Raw genomic sequence first — 22,643 nt, 5'->3', positions numbered from 1 at the left:
CACCGCGTGCCCTCCCACCCGGGGGGCCACCCGACCCGAGGCGGCACGATGCACCCGCAGGACCTCGTCCTCCGTGAACTCCACGATCTCGACGAATTCGCCGACGTGTACGCGCTGTTCGACCGCGTGTGGCGACCCGAACCCGGTGAGGCGCCCGTCATCGTCGAGCAGTTGCACGCCCTGGCGCACACCGGCAACTACGTCGTCGGCGTCTATCTCGACGGACGCTTGGTCGGCGCGTCGGTGGCCTTCCTCGCCATGCCGGTCGGCGAGGTGCTGCACTCCCACGTGACCGCGACGGACGTGCGCCGCGGCGTCGGGTTCGCGCTCAAACGGCACCAGCGCGCGTGGGCCATCGAGCGGGGGCTGAGCAGGATCACCTGGACGTACGACCCCCTGGTCCGGCGCAACACGTACTTCAACATGGTCAAGCTCGGCGCGCGGCCCGAGGGCTACCGCGTCAACTTCTACGGAAAGATCGACGACGCGATCAACGGCGGCGACGAGACCGACCGGCTGCTGATGGACTGGCGGCTGACCGGCCCGGAGGCGATCGCCGCACTCGACGCCCCGCTCGTCGCCCGCGCACCGGCCGACGCGCGGGCGGCGCTCTCGGTGGCGGGCGACGCCCCGGTCGCGCGACCGACCGACGCACCCGTCGTCACGGTCGACATCCCCCACGACATCGAGACCCTGCGCGTGACCAACCCGGCCGCGGCCAAGGAGTGGCGGTACGCGCTGCGCGACGTCCTCGGCGGCCTCATCGCCGACGGCGCGACGGTCACGGGCTTCGACCCGAAGGCCGGGTACGTCGTCGAGCGGTGAGACGGGGGCGGCCGAGCGCTCACGATGGGCCCGGGCTTGTCACGGGGGCCGCCCCCCTCGACCGCCGAGGGGAAGTGGCGTTTCGCGTGCGTGAGTTGACACGGTCCGCCGAGGCGGGACGCGCGTGGGCCCGCCCGGGCGGTGTCGGTTGTCGGCACAGCCCGGAAGGCACCGCGCCCGGCGGCCGGGCGCACCCCGGCCGCGGCCCGACCGGTAAGTGCCGTCCGCCATACGCGCGTTGGCGCGACACCCGCGCGCCCCGGACCCCATCGGCCGCCCCCCGCCCCGGCCTTCGCGAAGTCGCTTCCCAAGCAACGCGATTGACGCCGTTTCACCGAACACCGGGCGGGCCGTCGACGCGATCGGCCCACGCGGGTGATACCCATGGGGTGCGTGAACGCTTTCCAGGCCCTCGTGCGGGGCTCCTCGCTCGTCCCGGCCCGCCGGCTGCTGACCGCCGCGCTCGCCGGAGTCCTGCTGGCCGGCTGCACCTCGGGCGGTTCGTCCGACGACACCGCCGCCGCTCGGGACACCCCCGCCCCGACGAGCGTGCCCGGAACGGCCGACGCGACCGCGGCGGCGCCGGTCCCCGCCCCGGCCGGCCGCGCCGACGGCGTCCCGGACCTCCGCGGCTTCTACGGCCAGAAGCCCGCCTGGCGGACCTGCCCCGCGCAGCAGACCGGCGGGCGCCAGGCCGTCCTGCAATGCGCCACGCTCCGCGTCCCGCTCGACTACGCCGCTCCGGACGGCAAGACCGTCGACCTGGCCGTCTACCGCGTGCCCGCCCGAGGCCCCCGGACCCAGCGCCTCGGCACCCTCGCGGTCAACCCCGGCGGCCCGGGAACCAGCGTTCGCGGAACCGTCGCGGCCCTCGGCCAGTCCGCCAACCTCGGCGCGCGCTACGACATCGTCGGATTCGACCCGCGCGGCGTCGGCGGCAGCGCGAAGGCCGACTGCGCCGACGGGCCGCTCATGGACCGCGTCCAGGCGATCGACCCGACCCCCGACGACACCGCCGCCCTCGACGAAGCGGCAGCCGTCCTGGCGGAGTTCGGCCGGGGCTGCGCCGAACGCATGGGCGACCTGCTGCCACACGTGGGCACCACCACCGCCGCCGACGACATGGACGTCTTCCGGGACGCGCTCGGCGCCGACAAACTCAACTACCTCGGCATGTCGTACGGCACCTACCTCGGCGGGATCTACGCCGAGAGGCACCCCGACCGCGTCGGCCGCTTCGTCCTCGACGGCCTCGTCGACCCCGCCCTCGACCGCATCGCCAACGCCCGCGAACAGGCCCTGGGCTTCGAACAGGCCTTTCGCGCCTTCGCCGCCGACTGCGTCACCCGCGGCGGCTGCCCGTTCGCCGGAACACCCGACGACGCGGTCCGCTCGCTGCGCGCCCGACTCGACGCCATCAGCGCGGCCCCGATCGCCCTCGGCACCCGCACACTCGGCGAGGCCATGGTGAGCACCGTGGTGTCGATGCGGCTCTACAACCCCGCCCAGTGGCCCGCACTCCGCCAACTCCTCGGCAGCCTCTACGCCGGAAACCCGCGCCCGATGCTGTCGGCCTTCGACGAGACCGCCGACCGCGCGCTCGACGGCACGTACGACTCCAACCTCCCCGCGTACCACGAGATCAACTGCGCCGACGGCCGCGCACTCTCCGCGGCCGAAGCCGCCGCCCTGGCCCGCGAGGTCGCCGCGAGCGCGCCCGCGCTCGGCCCGTCGACCGTGTGGAGTTGGGCGGCCGACTGCGCGGCCCCCGGACCCGACCGGGCACGCCCGCTCGACGGTGCCGGCCTCCCCGGCATGCTCCTGGTCAGCACGACCCGCGACCCCGCCACACCGCACGCCGCCGCCGCGCGGGTGCGGAGGCAACTGCCCGGGTCGGTCGTCGTGACGTACAACGGGGACGGCCACGTCGCCTACTCGCAGGGGAACGGCTGCGCCGTACGCGCGGTCGAGGCGTTCCTGCTCACCGGCCGACTCCCGGCGCGCGACACCACCTGCTCCTGAGCGGTGCCGCGCCTCAATACCCGACCGCTGCCAGCGTGCGGTGCCGGGTCGGCGCCTCGATATGTTTCGCTGCCGCGCCGCGCTGCCGCGTCTCGCGTCGGCCCCCGCGTTCCGGCCGGGGCCCGTACGCCCCCGCGGAGTGTGGTCGTGGGTTGGTGTGTTCTTGGGGTTATCCGCCTGTCGGGGCTTGGGTTTCCGACAGGTGGGTCCACAAGTGCATGGCCGCGTAGGCTCGCCACGGGCGCCACGTTTCGGCGCGTGTGGTGATGGCCTTGGGGGTGTCGTCGGCGCCCAGGGCGCGTACGGCGTGGCGGATGCCGAGGTCGGTGAGGGGGACGGCGTCGGGGTCGCCGAGGGCGCGCATCGCGATGTACGCGGCGGTCCACGGGCCGATGCCCGGCAGCGCGAGCAGCGCGTGCCGTGTCGCGTCGCGGTCGGCGCCCGGGTCCGGCACGACCGTCCCCTCCGCGACCGCCTCGGCCAGCGCGCGCAGCGCACGGGCGCGGGCGCCGGTCAGACCGATGTCGGCCAGGTCGGCCGCGGCGACCTGCTCGGCGCTCGGGAACATGTGCGTCAGCGTCCCGTCCGGCGCCGCGAGCGGGCAGCCCACCTGGCGGACCAGCCGCTCGGCGAGCGTGCGCGCCCCCCGCACGGTGACCTGCTGACCGAGGACGGCCCGTACCGCCAGCTCGAACCCGTCGACGTGGCCGGGGACGCGCAGCCCCGGGCGCTTGGCGACCAGGGGGCCGAGGAGTTCGTCGCGACCGAGCACGTCGTCGACTCCCTGAGGATCGGCGTCCAGATCGAACAGCCTCCGGCAGCGCTGCACGGCGGCGGTCAGGTCGCGCAGATCCTCCAGCCGCAGCCGCAGCGTGGCGAAGCCCGCGTCGGGATGCGGAGTGACCGTCATGATCCCGGTGCGGCGGGGGAGCCGCACGCTCCGGCGGTAGGTGCGGGTCCCGGCGGGACCGACCCGGCCGGGCCCCGCGGCCGGATGCGCCTCGACCACCTCCTCGACGCCCCCGATCGCCCGGGCGGCCAGAAAGTCGAGCATCGGGTCGTGGGCCAGCGGCCTGCGGTGCTGGAGCCGCAGCACGATATCGCCCTCGCCGTCCGCGCCGGGGCCCTCGGGGCGCCGCCGTCGCCGCAGTGCGGTGGGCGGACAGCCGAAGGCCTCCGTCATCGACTCGTTGAACTGCCGCACGCTCGCGTAGCCGGCCGCGAACGCGATCCGCGTCACCGGGAGGTCCGTCGCCTCCAGCAGCATCCGCGCGGTCTGCGCCCGTCGCATGCGGGCGAGTGCGAGCGGCCCGGTCCCCACCTCGCCGACCATCTGGCGGTGCAGGTGGCGTTCCGACACGGCCAGCCGGCGGGCCAGTTCGCCCACGCCGCCCTCGTCGACGACGCCGTCCGCGATCAACCGCAGCGCGCGCCCGACCAGGTCCGCGCGGACGTCCCAGTCCGGCGAGCCGGGGCCGGCCTCGGGACGGCAGCGCTTGCACGCCCGGAACCCCGCGGCCTGCGCCGCGGCGGCGGTGGCGAAGAACGTGACGTTCTCCGGCCGCGGGGTCCGGGCCGGGCAGCTCGGCCGGCAGTAGATGCCGGTGCTCGACACGGCGGTGAAGAAGCGCCCGTCGAACCGGGCGTCGCGGCTGCTGATGGCCTGGTACCGGGCGCTGAATGTCTCGCTCACGCCTCCCATGATGCGCCGCCGCCCACCCCGACGACCGGCGGTTTTCGGACGCGGCCGTGCGGGGCCACGACACGGACGTACGCGGTCGCCGCGCGCGACCACCCGTGCGGGACGCCCCTGTCCCGCGTCCGTCGCGCGGTGCCCCGGCTCCTCCGGCGCGGCCCGGGGCCGTTGCGCGTCCGTCAGTCCCGGCGCGCGGGCCGGAGCCGTGTGTCGTCGACCGCGTACGTGAGCCGGTCGTGGACCTGCACGACGCCGTCGACCCCGCGGACCATGCCGATCAGGATGCCGGTGAGGGTCTTGTTCTCCAACCGGCCGGTGAGCGTGACCACCCCGTCGGTCACCTCCACGTCGATGCTCGCCGGGTCCACCCAGAGGTCCTTGCGCAGGACGTCGTCGCGGATCTCGGCGCGGATCCGGGCGTCCGAGCGCAGGAAGACGCGCAGCAGGTCGCACCGGCTGACGATGCCGCGCAGTTGCCCCGTCTCGTCCACGACCGGGAGCCGCTTGACGTCGTGGCGCTCCATGTGGCGGGCGGCCTCGCCGAGGGTGGCGTCGGGGCAGATGACGACCGCGGGCGCGGTCATCAGGTCGCCCGCGGTCTCGGCGGCGGCCTTGCGGCGCGCCCGCCGGACCGCCCGGCGGCTGCGGACGGTGCGGGGCGGGCCCGCGGGGCCGTCGCTGTCGGCTTCCTTCCTGAGCAGGTCGGCCTCGGAGACCACGCCCACGACGACGCCGTCCCGGCCCAGCACCGGGGCCGCGCTGATGTGGTGCTCGCGCAGGATCCCGACGACCTTCTTGAACGGGGTGTCGGTGTGGACGGTGACGACCTCCGGGGTCATCAGGGCCTCGACGCGGTGGTGTTTCACAGGACCCTCCCGAGTGACGCGGATCCGGGCACCTCCGGGCGGCGGCGGAGCAGGCGACGGTGCCCAAGAGCGCGGCGGGCGAACCGCGCGCTCGGGTGTTCCGTCCTCCCGCCGCGCGCCGACTCCGGTGCCACGGAAGAAGTTTGCTTCCCTCACTCGGGATTCTCCGAGGCAACCCCCGGGCCGGGCAGGGCCGTTCGGCCCGAAGGCGTGCGCCGTTCAGCCCACGACCGTTCACCCCACGACCGTTCACCCCACGACCGTTGAGCCCACGACCGTGCGGTCCGCGGCCGTGGGCCGGTGGCTGACGGGCGCCGGCGGCGGAGGATCGGTGACGTAGCGGAGACTGCGGCACCGGTACACCACGGCCGCGGTGTCCAGCGGCGGGATGGGCGGGTCGAGCAGGCAGGTGAACGTCGCGGACCGGCCGGCGTCGTGCAGTTCCCCGATGGTCACCGTGCGGGCCGGGTCCGGAACCGCGGTGATCTCGAGCGACCCCTCGGCCCGCGGGAACGACAGCCGCCGCGACAGGCGGTCGAGCGGCCGGTCGGTGAGGTTGAGGACGGTGTGCCGGTACGTGACACTCGTCGTCCCGTCGGCGGCGAGTTCGACGTCCACGTCCATGGTCAGTTCGGCGGTGGGGGCACTGTGTCCCGGGGAGTCGGTGTCCCCGGCGGGCCGCTCCCACGGGCGCGGCGCGAGTCCCAGCATGCCGCCGGGGATGCGCAGCCCGTCGGCGACGCGTTCGATCACCTGCTGGTCGCGGGCGCGGGCACGGCCCTTGGCATAGGCGCTGACCCGGCTGGGCGTCATGTCGCACAGCCACGCGAGCCTGCTGATGCTCAGGTCGGTGTGCAGGTGGGCGAGCCGGAAGATCGCGCCGATGTCGCGCTGCGCACCGGCGGCACGCATGTCCGGGCTGCGCAACAGGCCGGTGGGGAGCGGGTTCTCGGGTATCGCGGCGGGGACTGTCCACGGTCGTGCCGGGCGGCGGTGGGTCTGCTGCACGTCGTCCTCCGGGAGCGAGGCCGGCCCGTGCAGGCCGGTCGAAGGAGCGGGCGGGGGCGGGCGAAAAGGCCGTGGGGCGCGGCCGTTTCGCGGGGCGGTGCACGCGGCCGGTGCACGGGGCTCCGGGCGGCGGCCGGGCCGTGGGCATGCGGGCAGGCGGAACGAGCGGCACGTGGGGTGTCCCGGTTTCGAAGTGACGGCGTACGCGCCGTGGGGAACGCGTACCCGGGCGAGCACGTCGCCGACGATCGCAGAAACCGCAATCCTCGGGACGACGATCCGCGCACGACACCTGACAATCTTGCGCACGCGGCCACCTCCGGGAACGCCCGGCGTCGTACGGGTGTTCCGCACGGGCCGGTCCCCGCGCACACAGGACACCCGGTGGTGGGACGGTGTTCGGCCGACAGGTGGTGTGCGCCTCCTGGCTCCGTCCGATCGCACCGGTCGAACGTGGCCGCGTGGTGTGCGGGGCATGCCCGGCCGTCAAAACACCTGGCCCCGATTGGCCAAGACATGGCCGGATAGAGGACAGTCAGGGGCAACGCCACCGCCGACACATGTCACATGTGAGACAGGCGTTGATCCACGCGACCCGAAGCAAGGTACGCTCCGCCCTTTCGGCACCACTCATCACAACCATCACCAGGAAAGGCGACCGCCATGCCCCAAGCCCGACCCGATGCCACGGAACTCAAGGAACAGTATGCCGCCCAAGTGACAGCGGACTTGGAGCGCAACACTCGGGAACAGGAGCGCATCGGCGCCGAAGTCGCCGCGTTGCACGAGCAGTTGCTGGCTCTCCAACAGGACCAGACCCTGCTGGAGGGCATGCGCCAGGCCATCGGCGCACCCCTGCCGGCCGGCTCCGGGAAGACGGGTGGCACCGCCGCGGCCCGGAAGTCCGCCGCCGCGCCCGAGACCGGACGGCGCCGCAAGGCCGCCGCCGCGCCTCGGGGCAAGGCCAAGACGGCGGCCAAGCGTTCGACCGGCCAGCCCACGCTGGGCGAGCTGATCCACGCCCACCTCGCCGCCCGGTCCGAGCCGCGCTCCACCGCCGAGATCACCGAATCCCTCGTGCAGGCCCACCCGCAGCGGGGCATCAAGAACAAGGTCGTGCGGACCACCATCGAGGGCCTTGTCGCCCGCGGCCGGGTCGAACGGCGGAAGCAAGGCAGCTCCGTCTACTACACGACCACCGAGCAGTCGGGCACCGCCGCGGGGACGCAGGACACCAAGGCGAGCTGACCCACCCGCCCGCACACCGCCGGCCTCGGCCGGTCCCGGGGACCTCTTCCCCTTCTCCGGGACACACGCGGGCAAGTTCCTTCCATCGTCCGGGTGTTCGGAGACACCGGGGTGTCCCCGGGGTGTCCGGTGCCCGGCGGTGGCATCGCGGCGGACGGGTGCCGGGACAGGTGCCCGTCCGTCGCTGTGTGCCGTTGTCCCGCGGGCACAGGTGCTCTGTGCGCCCGGAGTTCGGCGCCCGTCGCACAGGTGCCCGAGCCGGTGTCGGCCACCCGCGATGAGCGGGGCTGGGTGTCGTGTGTGGCCACCCCTGACCCGGTGTGCCGCCACCCGGCCGAGCGAGACGGGACACCGACGCGGCGGCGCCTCCGGCCGGTTGTGTCCCCGACACCGGCCACCTCGCCGGTCGGATGGTCAGTCCGGTCCCGCGTCGGGCTCCTCGCCGGACTCCTGGGGAGCCGCCGGGAGGTCGTAGCGCCGGAGGTATTCCTCGACCAGCGCGAGCACTTCGCCGCGGCTGCGGTGCAGGCCGACCGCGTCGTCCATGGCCAGGATCCGGGGCAGGCCCGCGAGCAGCAACGTGAGAGCCGGCAGGGACGGCTTGTCCAGGGTGACGCCGCGGGCCCGGACGACGCGGGCGAGGGCCTGCTCTTGGAGTTCGCGGAAACGCGCGGAGTACTCCGCCAGCTCGGTGCGGATCGCCTTGCGGTGGTTGGCGAGCGCGAGGAATTCCAGCGTCAGCCCGGTGTCGCGCGGCTCGCTCATGACCTCCCACACGCCCCGCAACGGCTCGGGCCCTTCGGCGGCGGCCTGCAGGCGTGCCAAGTGTGCCTCGGCCCCGCGGCGGAACACCGCCAGGAACAGGTCGTCGATCGTACGGAAGTGGTAGTGCACAAGGGCCGGGTTGACTCCGGCCTCGGCGGCGACCCTGCGCGTGGTGACCGCCGCGTACCCCTCGTCCAGGATGACCTTCATCGCCGCGTTGACCAGCGCGGTCCGTGTCTTGGGCTCGGGGGCGTCGCGGCGTGGCCTGGCAGGAGCGGGCACTTCGTCCTCCCCGCGCCGCAGCGCTGCGTCACCCGTTCGATGTGGACGCGGCCACTCTACTCAGCGCGCGGGAACCCTCCCGGCCCGAGCCCGGCCCGCCGCGCCTCGCCCCGCCACGCGCCCGGACTTGATGCGAGGCGACTCAAGTTTCATCCCGGGAAGTGCGGAAAGGTTCGCGGGGTGCGGTACCCGGCAGTCGGGGCAGCCGCCGGGAAGGTGCCGCGGCGGCTCGCCGGGGCGAACCCCGGGCGGGCTGCCGGGACACCGGCCCACCGCGGAACGCGGGACGGAAGCGCACGGCGGACAGCCGTCAGGACGAATGAGGAGGTGGACCGGGATGGCTCGTGCAGTCGGCATCGACCTCGGGACGACCAACTCGGTGGTCAGCGTGTTGGAGGGCGGCGAGCCCGCGGTCATCACCAACGCGGAGGGCGCGCGGACCACGCCGTCCGTGGTGGCGTTCGCCAAGAACGGCGACGTCCTGGTCGGCGAGGTCGCCAAGCGCCAGGCCGTGACGAACGTGGACCGCACCGCCCGGTCCGTGAAACGGCACATGGGCGACGCGAAATGGAGGTTCCCGGAGACCGGCGACATCGATGGCAAGCGCTACACCGCCCAGGAGATGTCGGCCCGCGTCCTCCAGAAGCTGAAGCGGGACGCCGAGGACCACCTCGGCGAGGACGTCACCAACGCCGTCGTCACCGTGCCCGCCTACTTCAACGACGCGCAGCGAACCGCCACGAAGGAGGCCGGGGAGATCGCCGGGCTCGACGTGCTGCGGATCATCAACGAGCCGACGGCCGCCGCGCTCGCGTACGGCCTCGACAAGGAGGACGACCAGACGATCCTCGTCTTCGACCTCGGCGGCGGCACCTTCGACGTGTCGCTTCTGGAGATCGGCGACGGCGTCGTCGAGGTCAAGGCCACCAACGGCGACACCCGCCTCGGCGGCGACGACTGGGACCAGCGCGTCGTCGACGAACTCGTCAAGCGCTTCAGCAACCAGTACGGCGTGGACCTGACGCGGGACAAGATGGCCGTCCAGCGCCTCCGCGAAGCCGCGGAGAAGGCGAAGATCGAGCTGTCCGCGGCGACCGAGACGACGATCAACCTGCCGTACATCACCGCGTCGTCGGAGGGCGCGCTGCACCTGGACGAGAAGCTGACCCGCGCCCAGTTCCAGCAGCTCACCGCCGACCTGCTGGAACGCTGCAAGGGCCCGTTCCACAGCGCGGTCAAGGACGCCGGGGTCGACGTCGCACGGATCGACCACGTGATCCTGGTCGGCGGCTCGACCCGGATGCCCGCGGTGACCGACCTCGTGCGCGAGCTGACTGGCAAGGACCCCCGCAAGGGCGTCAACCCGGACGAGGTCGTCGCGATCGGCGCCGCGCTCCAGGCCGGCGTCCTGGGCGGCGAGGTCAAGGACGTCCTGCTGCTCGACGTCACGCCGCTGTCGCTCGGCATCGAGACCAAGGGCGGCATCATGACCAAGCTGATCGAGCGCAACACCACGATCCCGACCAAGCGCTCCGAGGTCTTCACGACGGCGGACGACAACCAGCCGTCCGTGCAGATCCAGGTGTTCCAGGGCGAGCGGGAGATCGCGGCCGACAACAAGAAGCTCGGGATGTTCGAGCTGACCGGCCTGCCGCCCGCGCCGCGCGGTGTGCCGCAGATCGAGGTGTCGTTCGACATCGACGCCAACGGCATCATGCACGTGGCCGCGAAGGACCTCGGCACCGGGCGCGAGCAGAAGATGACCGTCACCGGCGGTTCCGCGCTGCCCCAGGACGACATCGACCGCATGGTCCGCGACGCCGAACAGCACGCCGAGGAGGACCGCCGCCGCCGCGAGGACGCCGAGGCGCGCAACCAGGCCGAGCAACTGGTCTACCGGACCGAGAAACTGCTCGCCGACGACGCCGACCGCATTCCCGCCGAGGTGCGGAGCGGCACCGAGGACGCGTTGGCGGAACTCAAGGACGCCCTCAAGAGCGGCTCGGGCGAGAACACCGCCGCCATCCGGGCCGCCACCGACAAGGTGGCGACCGCCGCGCAGAACATCGGCGCCGCCCTCTACGCGCGGTCGCAGGAGGCCCCGGGCGGTGCCGCCCCCGGCTCCGACGCCCCCGGCGGCGCGGAGGGCGACGACGTCATCGACGCCGAGGTCGTCGACGACGACCGGCCGCCGCACGAGGGCGCGGGGTGACCGCACCCGGTCCCCGTACGCGAGGCCGCCGCCGACCGGTTCGGGTCGGCGGCGGCCTCGCGCACGGGGACCGCCCGGATCGGCTGGACGCGCCCGCGCCTAAGCTGATAGATCCATCCGGGAGCAACACGAGAGGCGAAACGCATGACCACTGTGAGTCAGGGCCACGATTCCTCCGGGGAGGTCGCGGCCGAGGAGGCGTCGGCGAGCGGGGCGATCGAGCGATCGACCCCGGCACCGGAACGCCGCGAGCCGGTCGAGGTCACCATCAGGCCTGTCTGGTTCTGGACATTCGCGATCTCGCTCGTGCTCATCGCCGCGGTGTCGGTCCTCGCCATCTGGGCGGGCGGCAGCTTCTCCGGCGGTGAGCCGGGTCTGACCGCGCCGGCGGGCAAGTAGCGGCTCGCGAGACCACGCCACCTCGTCCGGAGCCCCGTCGTCAACGGGCCGCGAACTCGTCCTCCACCCGGCGGTCGCGGCCCGCTCGTACGCCGAACAGCAGTTGCGGCACCATCAGCGCCGCCATCAGCGCGATCGGGGCACCCCAGGAGTCCGTCCGCTGATACAGCACGCCGACCAGCAGCGGGCCGGGGATCGAGATCAGATAGCCGGTGCTCTGGGCGAACGCCGACAACTTGACGGTCCCCGCGGCCGATCGCGCGCGCAGGCCGATCATGGCTATCGCCAGCGGGAACGCGCAGTTGGAGATGCCCAGCAGCACCGCCCACGCGTAGGCGCCCGACGCCGGGGCCAAGTAGAGCCCCGTGTACCCGGCCAGCCCGAACGCGCCGAGCGCGAGCACCAGCGCCCCCTGGTTCGCCATGCGGCCCGCGAGCCGGGGGATGACGAACGCGAGCGGCACACCCATCACCATCGTGACCGCGAGGAGCACGCCCGCCTGCCCCGCGGACACCCCCGCGTCGCGGAAGATCTGCGGCATCCAGCCCATCGTGATGTACGCGGCGGTCGACTGGAAACCGAAGTAGCAGGCCAGGGCCCACGCCGTCCGGCTGCGGACCATGCGCAGCTCCGGCCCGGTCTCCGGCGGCGGCGCGGGAGTCGCGGGCCCGGCCCCTCCGGCGCGCTCCTCACGCCGCGCGGTCCGGACGACGGCCGCCCAGGGCAGCACCGCGACGCCCGCGAGCACGGCCCACAGACCGAGCCCCACGCGCCAGCTGCCGCCGAACGCGTCGGTCAGCGGCACCGTGGCCGCCGCCGCGATCGACGTGCCGGCCGCCAGCGCCATCGAGTACAGGCCCGTCATGCTGCCGACGCGGTCCGGGAACCAGCGCTTGACGATCACCGGGAGCAGCACGTTGGCGAGGGCGATCCCCGCGAGGGAGAGCGTGCTCGCGGCCAGGAACGCGGCGGTGCCCGTCGCGAACGGCCGTACCGCCAGCCCCGCGGTGATCGCGACGACGCCCGCGGCGACCACCCCGGTCGGTCCGAAGCGGCGCGCCAACCGCGGCGCGGTGGTGCCGAACACCGCGAAGCACAGGGACGGCACGGACGTGAGCACACCCGCGACGACCCCGTTCATGCCGAGCCCGTCGCGGGTCTCCTCCATCAGCGCGCCGAGACTGGTGACGGCCGGCCGCAGGTTCAGCGCGGCGAGGACGATCGCCAACGGCAGCAGGAACGCGGGCCACGCGGCGAGGGCGGGGGCCCGCGTCTCGCCCGGTGTCTCGGACGCCGGACCGGGGTGAGTCGCGGTCACCGCCGCGAGGTCCGCCGGGTCCGACGCGCGCGGGGGGCGCGGCACGCGCTGTTCTTGGTCTGCCATGCCGCCCATCATAGAATCATGGGATGAATGACTGTCCATACTGGTCATATCGCGCAAAGGGAGCGTCATGGGCCTGACGTCGCTGCACCGCACCACACTCGCCGATCGGGTCGCGGCCCAGCTCCGGGCGCAGATCACGTCGGGGGAGTGGCCCGTCGGGTCCCGCATCCCCACCGAGCCGGAGTTGGTCGAACAGCTCGGGGTCGCGCGCAACACCGTCCGCGAGGCCGTCCGCGCGCTGGCCCACAACGGCCTGCTCGACATCCGCCAGGGCGCGGGGACGTACGTCGTCGCCACGAGTGAGTTGTCCGGCGTGATGCACCGCCGCTTCGCCGAGGCCGACTCGCGCCACGTGGCCGAGGTGCGGTCGATCCTGGAGTCCTCGGCGGCGCGTCTGGCCGCGACCCGCCGCACCGACCAGGACCTCGCGCAGCTGGACGCGTGCATGGACCGCCGCGCGCGGGCGTGGGCGGCCCGCGACGCCGAGGCGTTCGTCTCCGCCGACACCAGCCTGCACATGGCGGTCGTCGCCGCCGCGCACAACGACGTCCTCGGCGAGCTGTACGCCGACCTCGGCGCGATCCTGCGGGACTGGCTCCGCGACGACATCGGCCCCGAACCGGCCGCGCCGGAGCCGATGGACCACACCGGCCTCATCGCGGCCATCCGCGCGCGCGACCCCGACCGCGCGGAGGCCGAGGCCGCGGCCTACCCCTACCGCTGCGGGACGCCTTCGGCGGACTGACGGGCACCGCGCCACGCGGCGGCTGGGTCGCGGGGGGCGTCGTCGGACACTGCCGGGAACCCCACGGGACCCGGGGGACGCGCACCCCTCCCGAGCCCCCCACCGAACCCAGGGAACGGCGGCCCGCGTTCCGCGGGTGCGGGTGCCGCGGCGCCGGGTGTGGTGACCCCGGGGGAGCTGTCCGGGGGCGGTGGCCGGTGTGGCTCGGTGCGGCGGTCGTGGCCATGGGGCCGAGGAAACTGCCGCGCATCGCGCCCGCGCTGTGCCGCGTATCGCGCCCGCGCTGTGCCGCGTATCGCGCCCGCGCTGTGCCGCGTATCGCGCCCGCGCTGTGCCGCGTATCGCGCCCGCGCTGTGCCGCGTATCGCGCCCGCGCTGTGCCGCGTATCGCGCCCGCGCTGTGCCGCGTATCGCGCCCGCGCTGTGCCGCGTATCGCGCCCGCGCTGTGCCGCGTATCGCGCCCGCGCTGTGCCGCGTATCGCGCCCGCGCTGTGCCGCGATCGCGCCCGCGCTGTGCCGCGTATCGCGCCCGCGCTGTGCCGCGTATCGCGCCCGCGCTGTGCCGCGTATCGCGCCCGCGCTGTGCCGCGTATCGCGCCCGCGCTGTGCCGCGTATCGCGCCCGCGCTGTGCCGCGTATCGCGCCCGCGCTGTGCCGCGTATCGCGCCCGCGCTGTGCCGCGTATCGCGCCCGCGCTGTGCCGCGTATCGCGCCCGCGCTGTGCCGCGTATCGCGCCCGCGCTGTGCCGCGTATCGCGCCCGCGCTGTGCCGCGTATCGCGCCCGCGCTGTGCCGCGTATCGCGCCCGCGCTGTGCCGCGTATCGCGCCCGCGCTGTGCCGCGTATCGCGCCCGCGCTGTGCCGCGTATCGCGCCCGCGTCGTGCCGCGTATCGCGCCCGCGTCGTGCCGCGTATCGCGCCCGCGCTGTGCCGCGTATCGCGCCCGCGCCGCTCCGTCCGGCCCGCGTTGCCTCCGGTGTCACGCGAGTGCCGCCTCCTCCTGGCCGTCCTCGTCGATCGCGAACTGGGTGCGGTGCAGTTCCTCGTAGCGTCCGCCCAGGGTGAGGAGGCGGTCGTGGGTGCCGCGTTCGGCGACGCGGCCGTTCTCGATGACCAGGATCTCGTCCGCGGCCCGGATCGTGGACAGCCGGTGGGCGATCACGACGGAGGTGCGGCCCTGCAGCGCCTCGGCCAGCGCCGCCTGGACGTCCGCCTCCGAGGTCGAGTCCAGGTGTGCGGTGGCCTCGTCCAGGATCACCACCCGGGGGCGCGCGAGCAGCAGGCGGGCGATGGTCAGGCGCTGGCGTTCGCCGCCGGAGAGGCGGTAGCCGCGCTCGCCGACGACGGTGTCGAGGCCGTCGGGCAGCGACGCGACCAGGCCGTCCAGCCGCGCGCGGCGCAACGCGTCCCAGATCTCGTCCTCGCGGGCCTCGGGGCGTGCGAGGAGGAGGTTGGCGCGCACGGTCTCGTGGAACAGGTGGCCGTCCTGGGTGACCAGGCCGACGGTCTCGCGTAGCGACGCGGCGGTGAGGTCGCGCACGTCGACCCCGCCGACGCGGACCGCGCCCGCGTCGACGTCGTACAGGCGCGGAAGCAGCTGCGCGATGGTCGACTTGCCGGCGCCGGACGAGCCGACCAGCGCGACCATCCGGCCGGGCTCGACGCGGAACGAGACGTCGTGCAGCACCGGTACGCCGCCGCGGTGGTCGAGCGTCGCGACCTCCTCCAGCGACGCCAGCGACACCTTGTCGGCCGAGGGGTACGCGAACCCGACCCCGTCGAACTCGACCGTGACCGGCCCTTCGGGCACCGGCACCGCGTCCTCGTGCTCCGCGACCAGCGGACGCAGGTCCAGCACCTCGAAGACGCGTTCGAAGCTCACCAGCGCGCTCATGACCTCCATCCGGGCGCCGGCCAGGGCGGTGAGCGGCGCGTACAGGCGCGTCAGCAGCAGTGCCAGGGCGACGACCGCGCCGGCGTCCATGTCGCCGCGCAGGGCGTAGAAGCCGCCCAGGCCGTAGACGAGGGCGAGCGCCAGCGCGGAGACCAGCGTGAGCGACGTGACGAAGACCGTCTGCACCATCGCGGAGCGCACCCCGATGTCCCGCACGCGCCGAGCCCGGGTGGCGAACGCCGCCGACTCGTCGTCGGGGCGGCCGAACAGCTTGACCAGCGTGGCGCCCGGCGCCGAGAACCGCTCGGTCATCTGCGTGCCCATCGCCGCGTTGTGGTCGGCGGCCTCGCGCTGCAGGCGGGCGAGGCGCCGGCCCATCCGGCGCGCCGGGATGACGAACACCGGCAGCAGGAGCAGGGCCAGCAGCGTCACCTGCCACGAGATGCGGGTCATCACGACGAGGGTCAGCAGCAGCGTGACCACGTTGGCGACCACGCCCGACAGGATGTCGCTGAACGCCCGGTGGGCGCCGATGACGTCGTTGTTGAGGCGGCTGACCAGCGCCCCGGTGCGGGTGCGGGTGAAGAACGCGACCGGCATGCGCTGGACGTGGTCGAAGACGGCCGTACGCAGGTCCAGGATCAGGCCCTCGCCGATCCGCGACGACATCCACCGCCCGCCGAGCGCGAGCGCGGCCTCGACCACGGCCAGGCCCGCGATGAGCAGCGCGAGGACGACGACCGTGCGGGTGGAGCCGCCGTCCACGATCGCGTTGACGACGCGACCCGCGATCAGCGGTGTGGCGACCGCCAGGACGGCCGAGGCCACCGACAGGACCAGGAACCAGGTGATGCCCCGGCGGTGGGGGGCCGCGAAGCCGGCGATGCGGCGCAGCGTCGCGCGGGACAGGGGCCCGGGGCCGTTCTCCTGGCTGCCGTACACGCCGCGCAGCGAATGCCAGGCGGTCATCTCCATCGACATGGTTGTGCCTCTTCCCGTCGGCCGGGCCACCCCGCGGGGTGGCCCGGACAAGTGCGTGCGGCAACGGTAGGAAGTGAAGTTGACTTCAAGTCAAGCTCGGTACGGCGGCGGAGGCACCGGCCGGGGCGGGTACCCGAAAACGCCTCCGCCGCAGCGCTTTCACGCTGCGGCGGAGGCGGGACCGTGGACTCACACGGGTGTTCGGCGGGGGAGGCCCGCCCGAACGCGTGCACCGCGCGGGGAGGCGGGAACCGTGCGGGACGCAGCGCGTCCCGCACGGGCTCACCCCCCGAACCAGCGCTTGAGGCCGTGCTCGACCGACTCGATGATGCGGGGCCGCAGTTCTTCGGCGCTGATGATGGCGTCCACCGAACCGACCTCGACCGCCCGCCGGATGCTGTGCACGCGGTCGAACTCGGCGGCGACCTCGCCCAGCTTCTCGGCCCGCACGGCCGGCCGCAGCTCGGCGAACTGCGCGTGCAGCGCGGCGCGTTCGGCACCGTCGGTGGCGGAGACCTTCGCCTGGAGCTCGGTCACCCTCGGGTCGGTGGCGGTGCGCTTGTCGACCTCGCCGGAGAACACCACCGCCGCGGCCGGGGCGCCGCCGAGCACCGACGCGAACGAACCGTCCAGCGCCAGCACGGTCATGTTCGGGTTGAGCGCCTTCGAGAACACCACGAACGCGCCGCCGTGGTAGCGGGAGATGACGCAGAACACGATCGGCCCGTCGAAGTTGACGATCGCCCGGCCGATCTCCGCGCCGTACTCCAGCTGGAGCTTGCGCATCGACTCCGGCGAGCCGTCGAACCCGGAGAGGTTCGCCAGGACCACCACGGGCCGGTTGCCGGACGCCGCGTTGATCGCCCGCGCGGTCTTCTTCGACGACTGCGGGAACAGCGTCCCCGCGGTGTACGTGTCCGGCCCGTCGGTGGGCGGGAACCCGCGGCGCGGCACCGCCCGCGACTCGATCCCGATGAGGCAGACCGGCCGCCCGCCGAGGTGGACGTCCTGGACCACCGACGTCTCGGCGTCGGCCATACCCGCCCACCGCTCCAGCACCGGGTGGTCCTGGTCGGACAGCGCGCGCATCACCGTGCGGATGTCGAACGGCTTCTTGCGGTCCGGGTTGTGCGCGGCGGAGAAGATCTCCCCGACGGTCGCGAACTCGCTGCCCTCGGCCGCGTGCGGGAAGTCGCAGACGGAGCGGTGGACCGGGTCGTCCGTCTCGGTGCTCCTCGGGGTCTTCTCCCCGGCCGCGACGTAGGTGTGCTCGTAGTGCGCCATGAGCACGTCGCGCGCGGCCAGCAGGTTCGGCGCCCAGTACTGCGCCTGCCCGTTCGGACCCATCACGCGGTCGTAGCCGCCGATGCCGAAGTTGTCCTCGGCCGAGACGCCGCCGGAGAAGTCCAGCGACTGCTTGCCGGTGAGCACCATGGCCGAATCCGGCGTCATCACCAGCACGCCCTTGGTGTGCATGAGCATCGTCGCCTCGGCGTTCCAGTACGGCTGCGCGCCGACCGTGATCCCCGCCACCACGATGTTGATCTCGCCGCCGGCCTGCGTGAACTCGACGATGCGCTTGAGCGCCGCCGCCACCCAGTCCATGTTCTCGGTGCCCGAGTCCATCGAGATCCGGGCGCCCGCGGACAGCGCGTACCACTCCAGCGGCACGCCCATCCGCTCCGCGAGGTCGATCGCGCCGATCACCCGGCGGCACTCCGGCTCGGACAGCGCGCCGAGCGACTTCGTCGGGTCGCCCAGCAGCACGACCCGGGTGACGCCCTCGGGGTGCCGCGGCGTCGGGGTGCTCACCACACCGGCGACGATGGCCGCCGTGTTGCCCCCCTTGGGCCGGTCGACGGGCACCAGCACGTGCGCCTCGTCGAGATCGTGCTCGACGAAGTCGCCCAGCAGACCCGTCAGTTCGTACGGGTAGACGGTGTTGCGGCTCTGCGCGCGCAGCACCTTCTGCCGGTAGCCGTCGAGCGGCTCGACCGGTTCGACGGACCGCTCGCCGACGGTCAGCTCCGCGCCGCCGCGCGTGCCGTCGAACGAGAAGCGCACCGCGATCTCCGACACGACGCCCGTCTCGGCGTCGCGGCGCCGCGCGATGAACAGGATCTCCTCCAGCCCCGCGCCCGTCGTCGTCGGCATCACGCGGCGGCCGATCGTCTCCAACTCCTCGCGGGTGAAGTCGACCGTCGGCCACACGTAGACCACGATGCGGTTGGTGTTGAAGCCCTTCCCCGACCGCCGCCCCGACTGCGCCCGCCGGATCGAGTCCAGGCACACGGCCACGGTGTCCTCGGCCGTCGGCAGCGCCACCAACTTGCCGTCGTTGCCCCGCAGTTCGGCCAGCTCACGGACCTGGGCGAAGGCGACCAGGCGGTCGTCGGACGGGTTCTCCCGCGCCACGCACCGGAAGAGGTAGACCTCTTCGTCGGACGCCGGCAGACGCGTCAGGTCGAACGCGCTCAGCCGCTCCAACTGCATCCGCTGCGCGATGCACGGGTGCAGCCCGCGGATCAGCCGCTCCTCGGCCACACCCTCGCCCGACGCGTCCGGGCGGAACGTGAAGTGGTGGTGCATCACCGTACCCGCGGCACCCGCCACGGTCGCGGTCAGCCGGCGGATCCTCGCCGGCAGCGGCTGCGCGCCGATCAGCGCCAGCAACGCGGCGGCCATCGCCTCGGAGTCCTCGGGCTGGTCCTCCCAGGACAGGTAGAGGTCGGCATCGACCGCGCTCTCGCCCTCCGACACCTCCGCGAGGCCCCGCAGGGCGTCCCCGAGCGCCTGCACGCCGACCGCCGCGGAGACCACGGACGACCCGGCGCGCTCGGCGACCACGAACGCGCAGCCCGCCGCCTCGTGCGTACGCACGGCGGTGAGGCCCTTGCTGCCGTAGTACCGCCGCGTCAGCACCTCCAGCATGACCGTGTTGTCGACGGTGTCCACGTCGTCGCGGACCAGGCGCCGGCCCAGCAGCCGCACCAGCGGCTCGGTGCTGCGCACCATCTCGGTGATGCGCTCGGCGCGGTCCGGCGCGTCCGGCTGCGCGTCCAGGTGGCGCAGGTGCTTGCGGACCTCGGCGTACACCTGCGCCCGCTCGCGGCGCAGCAGCGGCTGCACGAACCACGCGAACACGACCCCGCGCGCCAGGTCGGCGACCATCGGGAAGCGCACCTGCGTCGCCGCGACCAGCTGCTCCAGGGCGAGCCCGGCCGCGTCGCGCAGGGTCTCGTCCGGCGGCGGCTCGCCCAGCCAGGCGCGCAGCAGCGCCGCGACGATGGTGGCGTCGGCGGACGCGCGCTGCTGGGCGAGGAAGATCCGGAAGACCGCCTCCTCCAGCTCGGGGGAGCGGTCGAGCCCGTCCACGCCGTAGTGGCCCAGGGCCTTGCGCAGCTTGGCCTGGAACGCCTCCGGCAGCCCGGCCCGCTCGACGTCGAGGCTCTGCAGGTACGTGTGGAAGTACTCGCGGGCGCTGAAGGCGTGCCCGCTGCCGTCCTCGCTCGCCTGCCGGTTGCGGCTCAGCTCCGCCAGATCGGCGAACACGCCGACCAGTTCCAGTTCCTCGGCCGGGACGCTGCCCTCCGCCGCCGCCCGGCGCGACGCCAGGTAGTCGTCGAGCACGCGCCGGTCGTCCAGCGGGTCGACGTCGAAGCCCAGCAGCAGCCCCCGCAGGTCCTCGCGCCCGCGCGCGGCCCGTGCGGCTGCCGGGACGTCCTCCGCCCACACGGGCAGGTCCGGTGCCGCGGACGCCGCGGCCGAGGCCTCCTCCGCGCCCCCGTCGGCCAGCGGCTCCAGGCGCAGCAGTGCCGCGCCCGTCTCCACCTGGCTGCCGACCGAGACCGCGCACTCCTTCAGGCGCGCCCGGAACGGCGCCCGCAGCACCGTCTCCATCTTCATGCTCTCCAGCACCAGGACGGGAGCGCCGGCCTCGACCTCCGCGCCGACCTGGAGCGGTGTCGCGACGACCAGCGCGGGCGCGGGGGAGCGGACGACGCCGCCCTCGTCGCGGCTGATGCGGTGCGTGGTGCCGTCGACCTCGACCAGGTGCGTCGGCCCGTGCAGATCGGTCAGCAGGCGGTAGCGGTGGCCGTTGACGGTGATGCGCCCGACGTGCCGGCCGAAGCGGTCCAACTCGACGTCGGCGGTGCGGACGTCGCCGCCGGCCTCGACGCCGACGCGGAACCGGTGCGCGCCCACCCGCGCGACGCGCACCCGGTAGCCGGCGCCGCGCAGCTTGAGGTCCAGCGGGCGGCCCGACTCGTGCCGCACCTGCGGGCGCCCGCCGAACGCGGTCGACAGCAGCCGCCGCCGCTCGACGCGCTCCTCCTCCTCGTACGCTTCGATGGCCGCGGCCACCAGCGCCACCCCGGAGTGCCGGTGCGAGACGAGGCCGCCCTCGCCGCGGACGCGGTCGATCCAGCCGGTGTCCGCCTCGCCCGAGATCACCTCGGGGCGGTCGAGCAGGTCGAGCACGAAGCTCTTGTTCGTCGCGCCGCCCTCGATGATGACGGCGGTCTCGGCCATCGCCCGGCGCAGGCGTCCCAGCGCCTCGTCGCGGTCGCGGCCGTACGCGATGATCTTCGCGATCATCGAGTCGAAGTCGGCCGGGATGCGGTCGCCTTCGCCGACGCCGGTGTCCACCCGGACGCCGGGGCCGGCCGGCAGCGCGAGGCGCGCGATGCGGCCAGGGGCGGGGGCGAAGTCGCGGTCGGGGTCCTCCGCGTTGAGGCGGGCCTCGACGGCGTGGCCGATCTCGCGCGGCCGGTCGCCCTCCAGCTTCCCGCCGCTCGCCACGTGCAGTTGCAGCCGGACGAGGTCGACGCCGGTGGTCACCTCGGTGATCGGGTGCTCGACCTGGAGGCGCGTGTTGACCTCAAGGAACGCGAAAAGCTTCTCCCCGGGGTGGTACAGGAACTCCACCGTGCACGCGCCGCAGTAGCCGACGGCCAGCGCCAGCCGCTCCGCGGACGCCTTCAGCTCGCCGACCTGCTCGGGGGCGAGGACGGGCGACGCCGACTCCTCGATGATCTTCTGGTTGCGGCGCTGCACCGAGCAGTCGCGCACGCCCAGCGCCCACGCGGTGCCGTGACTGTCCGCGATGACCTGGACCTCGACGTGCCGCGCGCCGGTCACCAGGCGCTCCAGGAAGACCACGCCGGAGCCGAACGCGCGCAGCGCCTCCTCGCTCGTGCGCTGGTACGCGTCGGCCAGTTCGTCGGCCGAGGCGACCATGCGGATGCCGCGCCCTCCGCCGCCCGCCGTCGCCTTGAGCATCAGCGGGTAGCCGATCGCGGCGCCGGCGCGCAGCGCCTCGTCGAGCGTCGCGACCTCGCCGCGGCTCCACGGCGCGACCGGGACACCGACCTCCTCGGCGAGGAGCTTCGCGCCGATCTTGTCGCCGAGGCGGCGCATCGCCTCGGGGCTCGGGCCGACGAAGGTGACGCCGACGCGCGCGCACAGCTCCGCGAACGCCGGATCCTCCGCGACGAAGCCCCAGCCGACCCACGCGGCGTCCGCGCCGGTCTCGACGAGCGCGCGCTCCAGTACGGCGAGGTCGAGGTACGGGCGGGCGGCGGCGGGGCCGAGCGCGTACGCGACGTCCGCCTCGCGGACGAAGGTGGCGTCGCGGTCGGCGTCGGTGTAGAGCGCCACGGTCTCGATCCGTGTGCCGGTTTCCGCCGAGAGATCCCGCACCGCGTGGATGAGCCGCATCGCGGCTTCTCCGCGGTTGACGATGGCGACACGACTGAACACGGGCTGAGACCTCCCACACTTGCACGCAAAACAGGCGACGTCCCCGAGATCATCGGGGTTTCGCCTGCACCTGGGTGCCAGCCTCCTTGATCGCGGCCGGAGGACCAATGCTCCGGGCCGCGTGCGCCGTCGCCGCAATTTTGTAGGGATCTCACAAAAGGTGTCCCGGAGGTGGCGGTGGCGTGAACGTGGGCGGGCCGTGCCGGGACGTGCCAACTCCCCTGATGGGGACGGCTATTCGGCGGCCGTCAGCCAGCGGGCGGTGCCCGTGAGGGCGTCCGGGCCGTGTTCGGCGCGCGTGTCGCGGGCGAGGTCGGCGAGGGAGACCCGCCGCAGGGACGCGCGCCACGCGGTGTCCGCCTCGGCCATCACGCGGGCGATGCCGCAGGGGCCGGTGCACGACTCCGGCGGCAGGGCCAGCGGCCCGCGCTGCCGCAACTCGGTGCACGCGAACGCCGGGTCGCGGCCGTCAATCTTGTACGGCGTCTGACTTTGTTTGTCGCGGCAGCATGGCGTGCGTGCGGCGACCATACGCAACGGCCGGAAGATTCT

At 73.9% G+C, this 22,643-nt stretch carries 14 protein-coding genes; 6 read left to right on the top strand and 8 right to left on the bottom strand.

Annotation, left to right across the window (positions count from 1 at the left end; all coding sequences use genetic code 11):
* The first annotated feature begins 48 nt into the window (after positions 1-48).
* Positions 49-825, top strand: a complete 777-nt coding sequence (locus tag LO772_RS03010; protein ID WP_231776755.1) for a GNAT family N-acetyltransferase — start codon at positions 49-51, stop codon at positions 823-825.
* A 393-nt stretch (positions 826-1,218) separates the two neighbouring features.
* Positions 1,219-2,847, top strand: a complete 1,629-nt coding sequence (locus LO772_RS03005; RefSeq protein WP_231776754.1) for an alpha/beta hydrolase — start codon at positions 1,219-1,221, stop codon at positions 2,845-2,847.
* Positions 2,848-3,016: 169 nt separating this feature from the next.
* Here the strand turns inward: LO772_RS03005 and LO772_RS03000 are convergent, their stop codons facing one another.
* The 3 genes from LO772_RS03000 to LO772_RS02990 form a co-directional block, all read right to left on the bottom strand.
* Positions 3,017-4,549: an AlkA N-terminal domain-containing protein gene (locus LO772_RS03000; protein WP_443089361.1), complete on the bottom strand. Its 1,533-nt coding sequence runs from the start codon at positions 4,547-4,549 to the stop codon at positions 3,017-3,019.
* Positions 4,550-4,722: 173 nt separating this feature from the next.
* Complete coding sequence (locus LO772_RS02995) at positions 4,723-5,409, bottom strand: CBS domain-containing protein (RefSeq protein WP_231776752.1); 687 nt, start codon at positions 5,407-5,409, stop codon at positions 4,723-4,725.
* Between the two features lie 249 nt (positions 5,410-5,658).
* Positions 5,659-6,417: a hypothetical protein gene (locus LO772_RS02990; RefSeq protein ID WP_231776751.1), complete on the bottom strand. Its 759-nt coding sequence runs from the start codon at positions 6,415-6,417 to the stop codon at positions 5,659-5,661.
* Between the two features lie 663 nt (positions 6,418-7,080).
* Here LO772_RS02990 and LO772_RS02985 point away from each other — a divergent pair.
* Positions 7,081-7,665, top strand: a complete 585-nt coding sequence (locus tag LO772_RS02985) for a hypothetical protein (protein ID WP_231776750.1) — start codon at positions 7,081-7,083, stop codon at positions 7,663-7,665.
* A gap of 414 nt (positions 7,666-8,079) precedes the next feature.
* Here LO772_RS02985 and LO772_RS02980 read toward each other — a convergent pair whose 3' ends face one another.
* The gene (locus LO772_RS02980; RefSeq protein ID WP_231776749.1) at positions 8,080-8,712 is read right to left on the bottom strand and encodes a TetR/AcrR family transcriptional regulator; all 633 of its coding nucleotides are present in this window, start codon (positions 8,710-8,712) and stop codon (positions 8,080-8,082) included.
* 337 nt (positions 8,713-9,049) lie between these two features.
* Here LO772_RS02980 and dnaK point away from each other — a divergent pair, with 337 nt between their 5' ends.
* The gene (dnaK, locus tag LO772_RS02975) at positions 9,050-10,924 is read left to right on the top strand and encodes a molecular chaperone DnaK (protein WP_231776748.1); all 1,875 of its coding nucleotides are present in this window, start codon (positions 9,050-9,052) and stop codon (positions 10,922-10,924) included.
* A 144-nt stretch (positions 10,925-11,068) separates the two neighbouring features.
* A complete protein-coding gene (locus LO772_RS02970; RefSeq protein ID WP_231776747.1) occupies positions 11,069-11,323 on the top strand; it encodes a hypothetical protein in 255 nt (84 codons plus the stop codon).
* 40 nt (positions 11,324-11,363) lie between these two features.
* Here the strand turns inward: LO772_RS02970 and LO772_RS02965 are convergent, their stop codons facing one another.
* Positions 11,364-12,707, bottom strand: a complete 1,344-nt coding sequence (locus tag LO772_RS02965) for a CynX/NimT family MFS transporter (protein ID WP_231776746.1) — start codon at positions 12,705-12,707, stop codon at positions 11,364-11,366.
* Between the two features lie 67 nt (positions 12,708-12,774).
* Between LO772_RS02965 and LO772_RS02960 the strand changes: the two genes are divergently transcribed.
* Positions 12,775-13,452 carry a FadR/GntR family transcriptional regulator gene (locus LO772_RS02960; protein WP_231776745.1) on the top strand — a complete coding sequence of 226 codons (678 nt, stop codon included), beginning with the start codon at positions 12,775-12,777 and terminating at the stop codon, positions 13,450-13,452.
* A 980-nt stretch (positions 13,453-14,432) separates the two neighbouring features.
* Here LO772_RS02960 and LO772_RS02955 read toward each other — a convergent pair.
* From LO772_RS02955 to LO772_RS02945, 3 genes are all read right to left on the bottom strand, one after another.
* On the bottom strand, positions 14,433-16,328 hold the full coding sequence (locus tag LO772_RS02955) for an ABC transporter ATP-binding protein (RefSeq protein WP_231776744.1): 1,896 nt from the start codon (positions 16,326-16,328) through the stop codon (positions 14,433-14,435).
* 282 nt (positions 16,329-16,610) lie between these two features.
* Positions 16,611-22,091 (bottom strand): ATP-binding protein, encoded by a 5,481-nt coding sequence (locus LO772_RS02950; protein ID WP_231776743.1) that lies wholly within the window; start codon positions 22,089-22,091, stop codon positions 16,611-16,613.
* Between the two features lie 234 nt (positions 22,092-22,325).
* Positions 22,326-22,622, bottom strand: coding sequence for a hypothetical protein (locus LO772_RS02945; RefSeq protein WP_231776742.1), 297 nt, complete (start codon positions 22,620-22,622; stop codon positions 22,326-22,328).
* Between the last annotated feature and the right edge of the window lie 21 nt (positions 22,623-22,643).

Origin of the sequence: Yinghuangia sp. ASG 101 (assembly GCF_021165735.1) — a bacterium.
GTDB lineage: Bacteria > Actinomycetota > Actinomycetes > Streptomycetales > Streptomycetaceae > Yinghuangia.
Note: the sequence above shows the minus strand (reverse complement) of the source record. Positions and strands in the feature narration are given on the sequence as shown.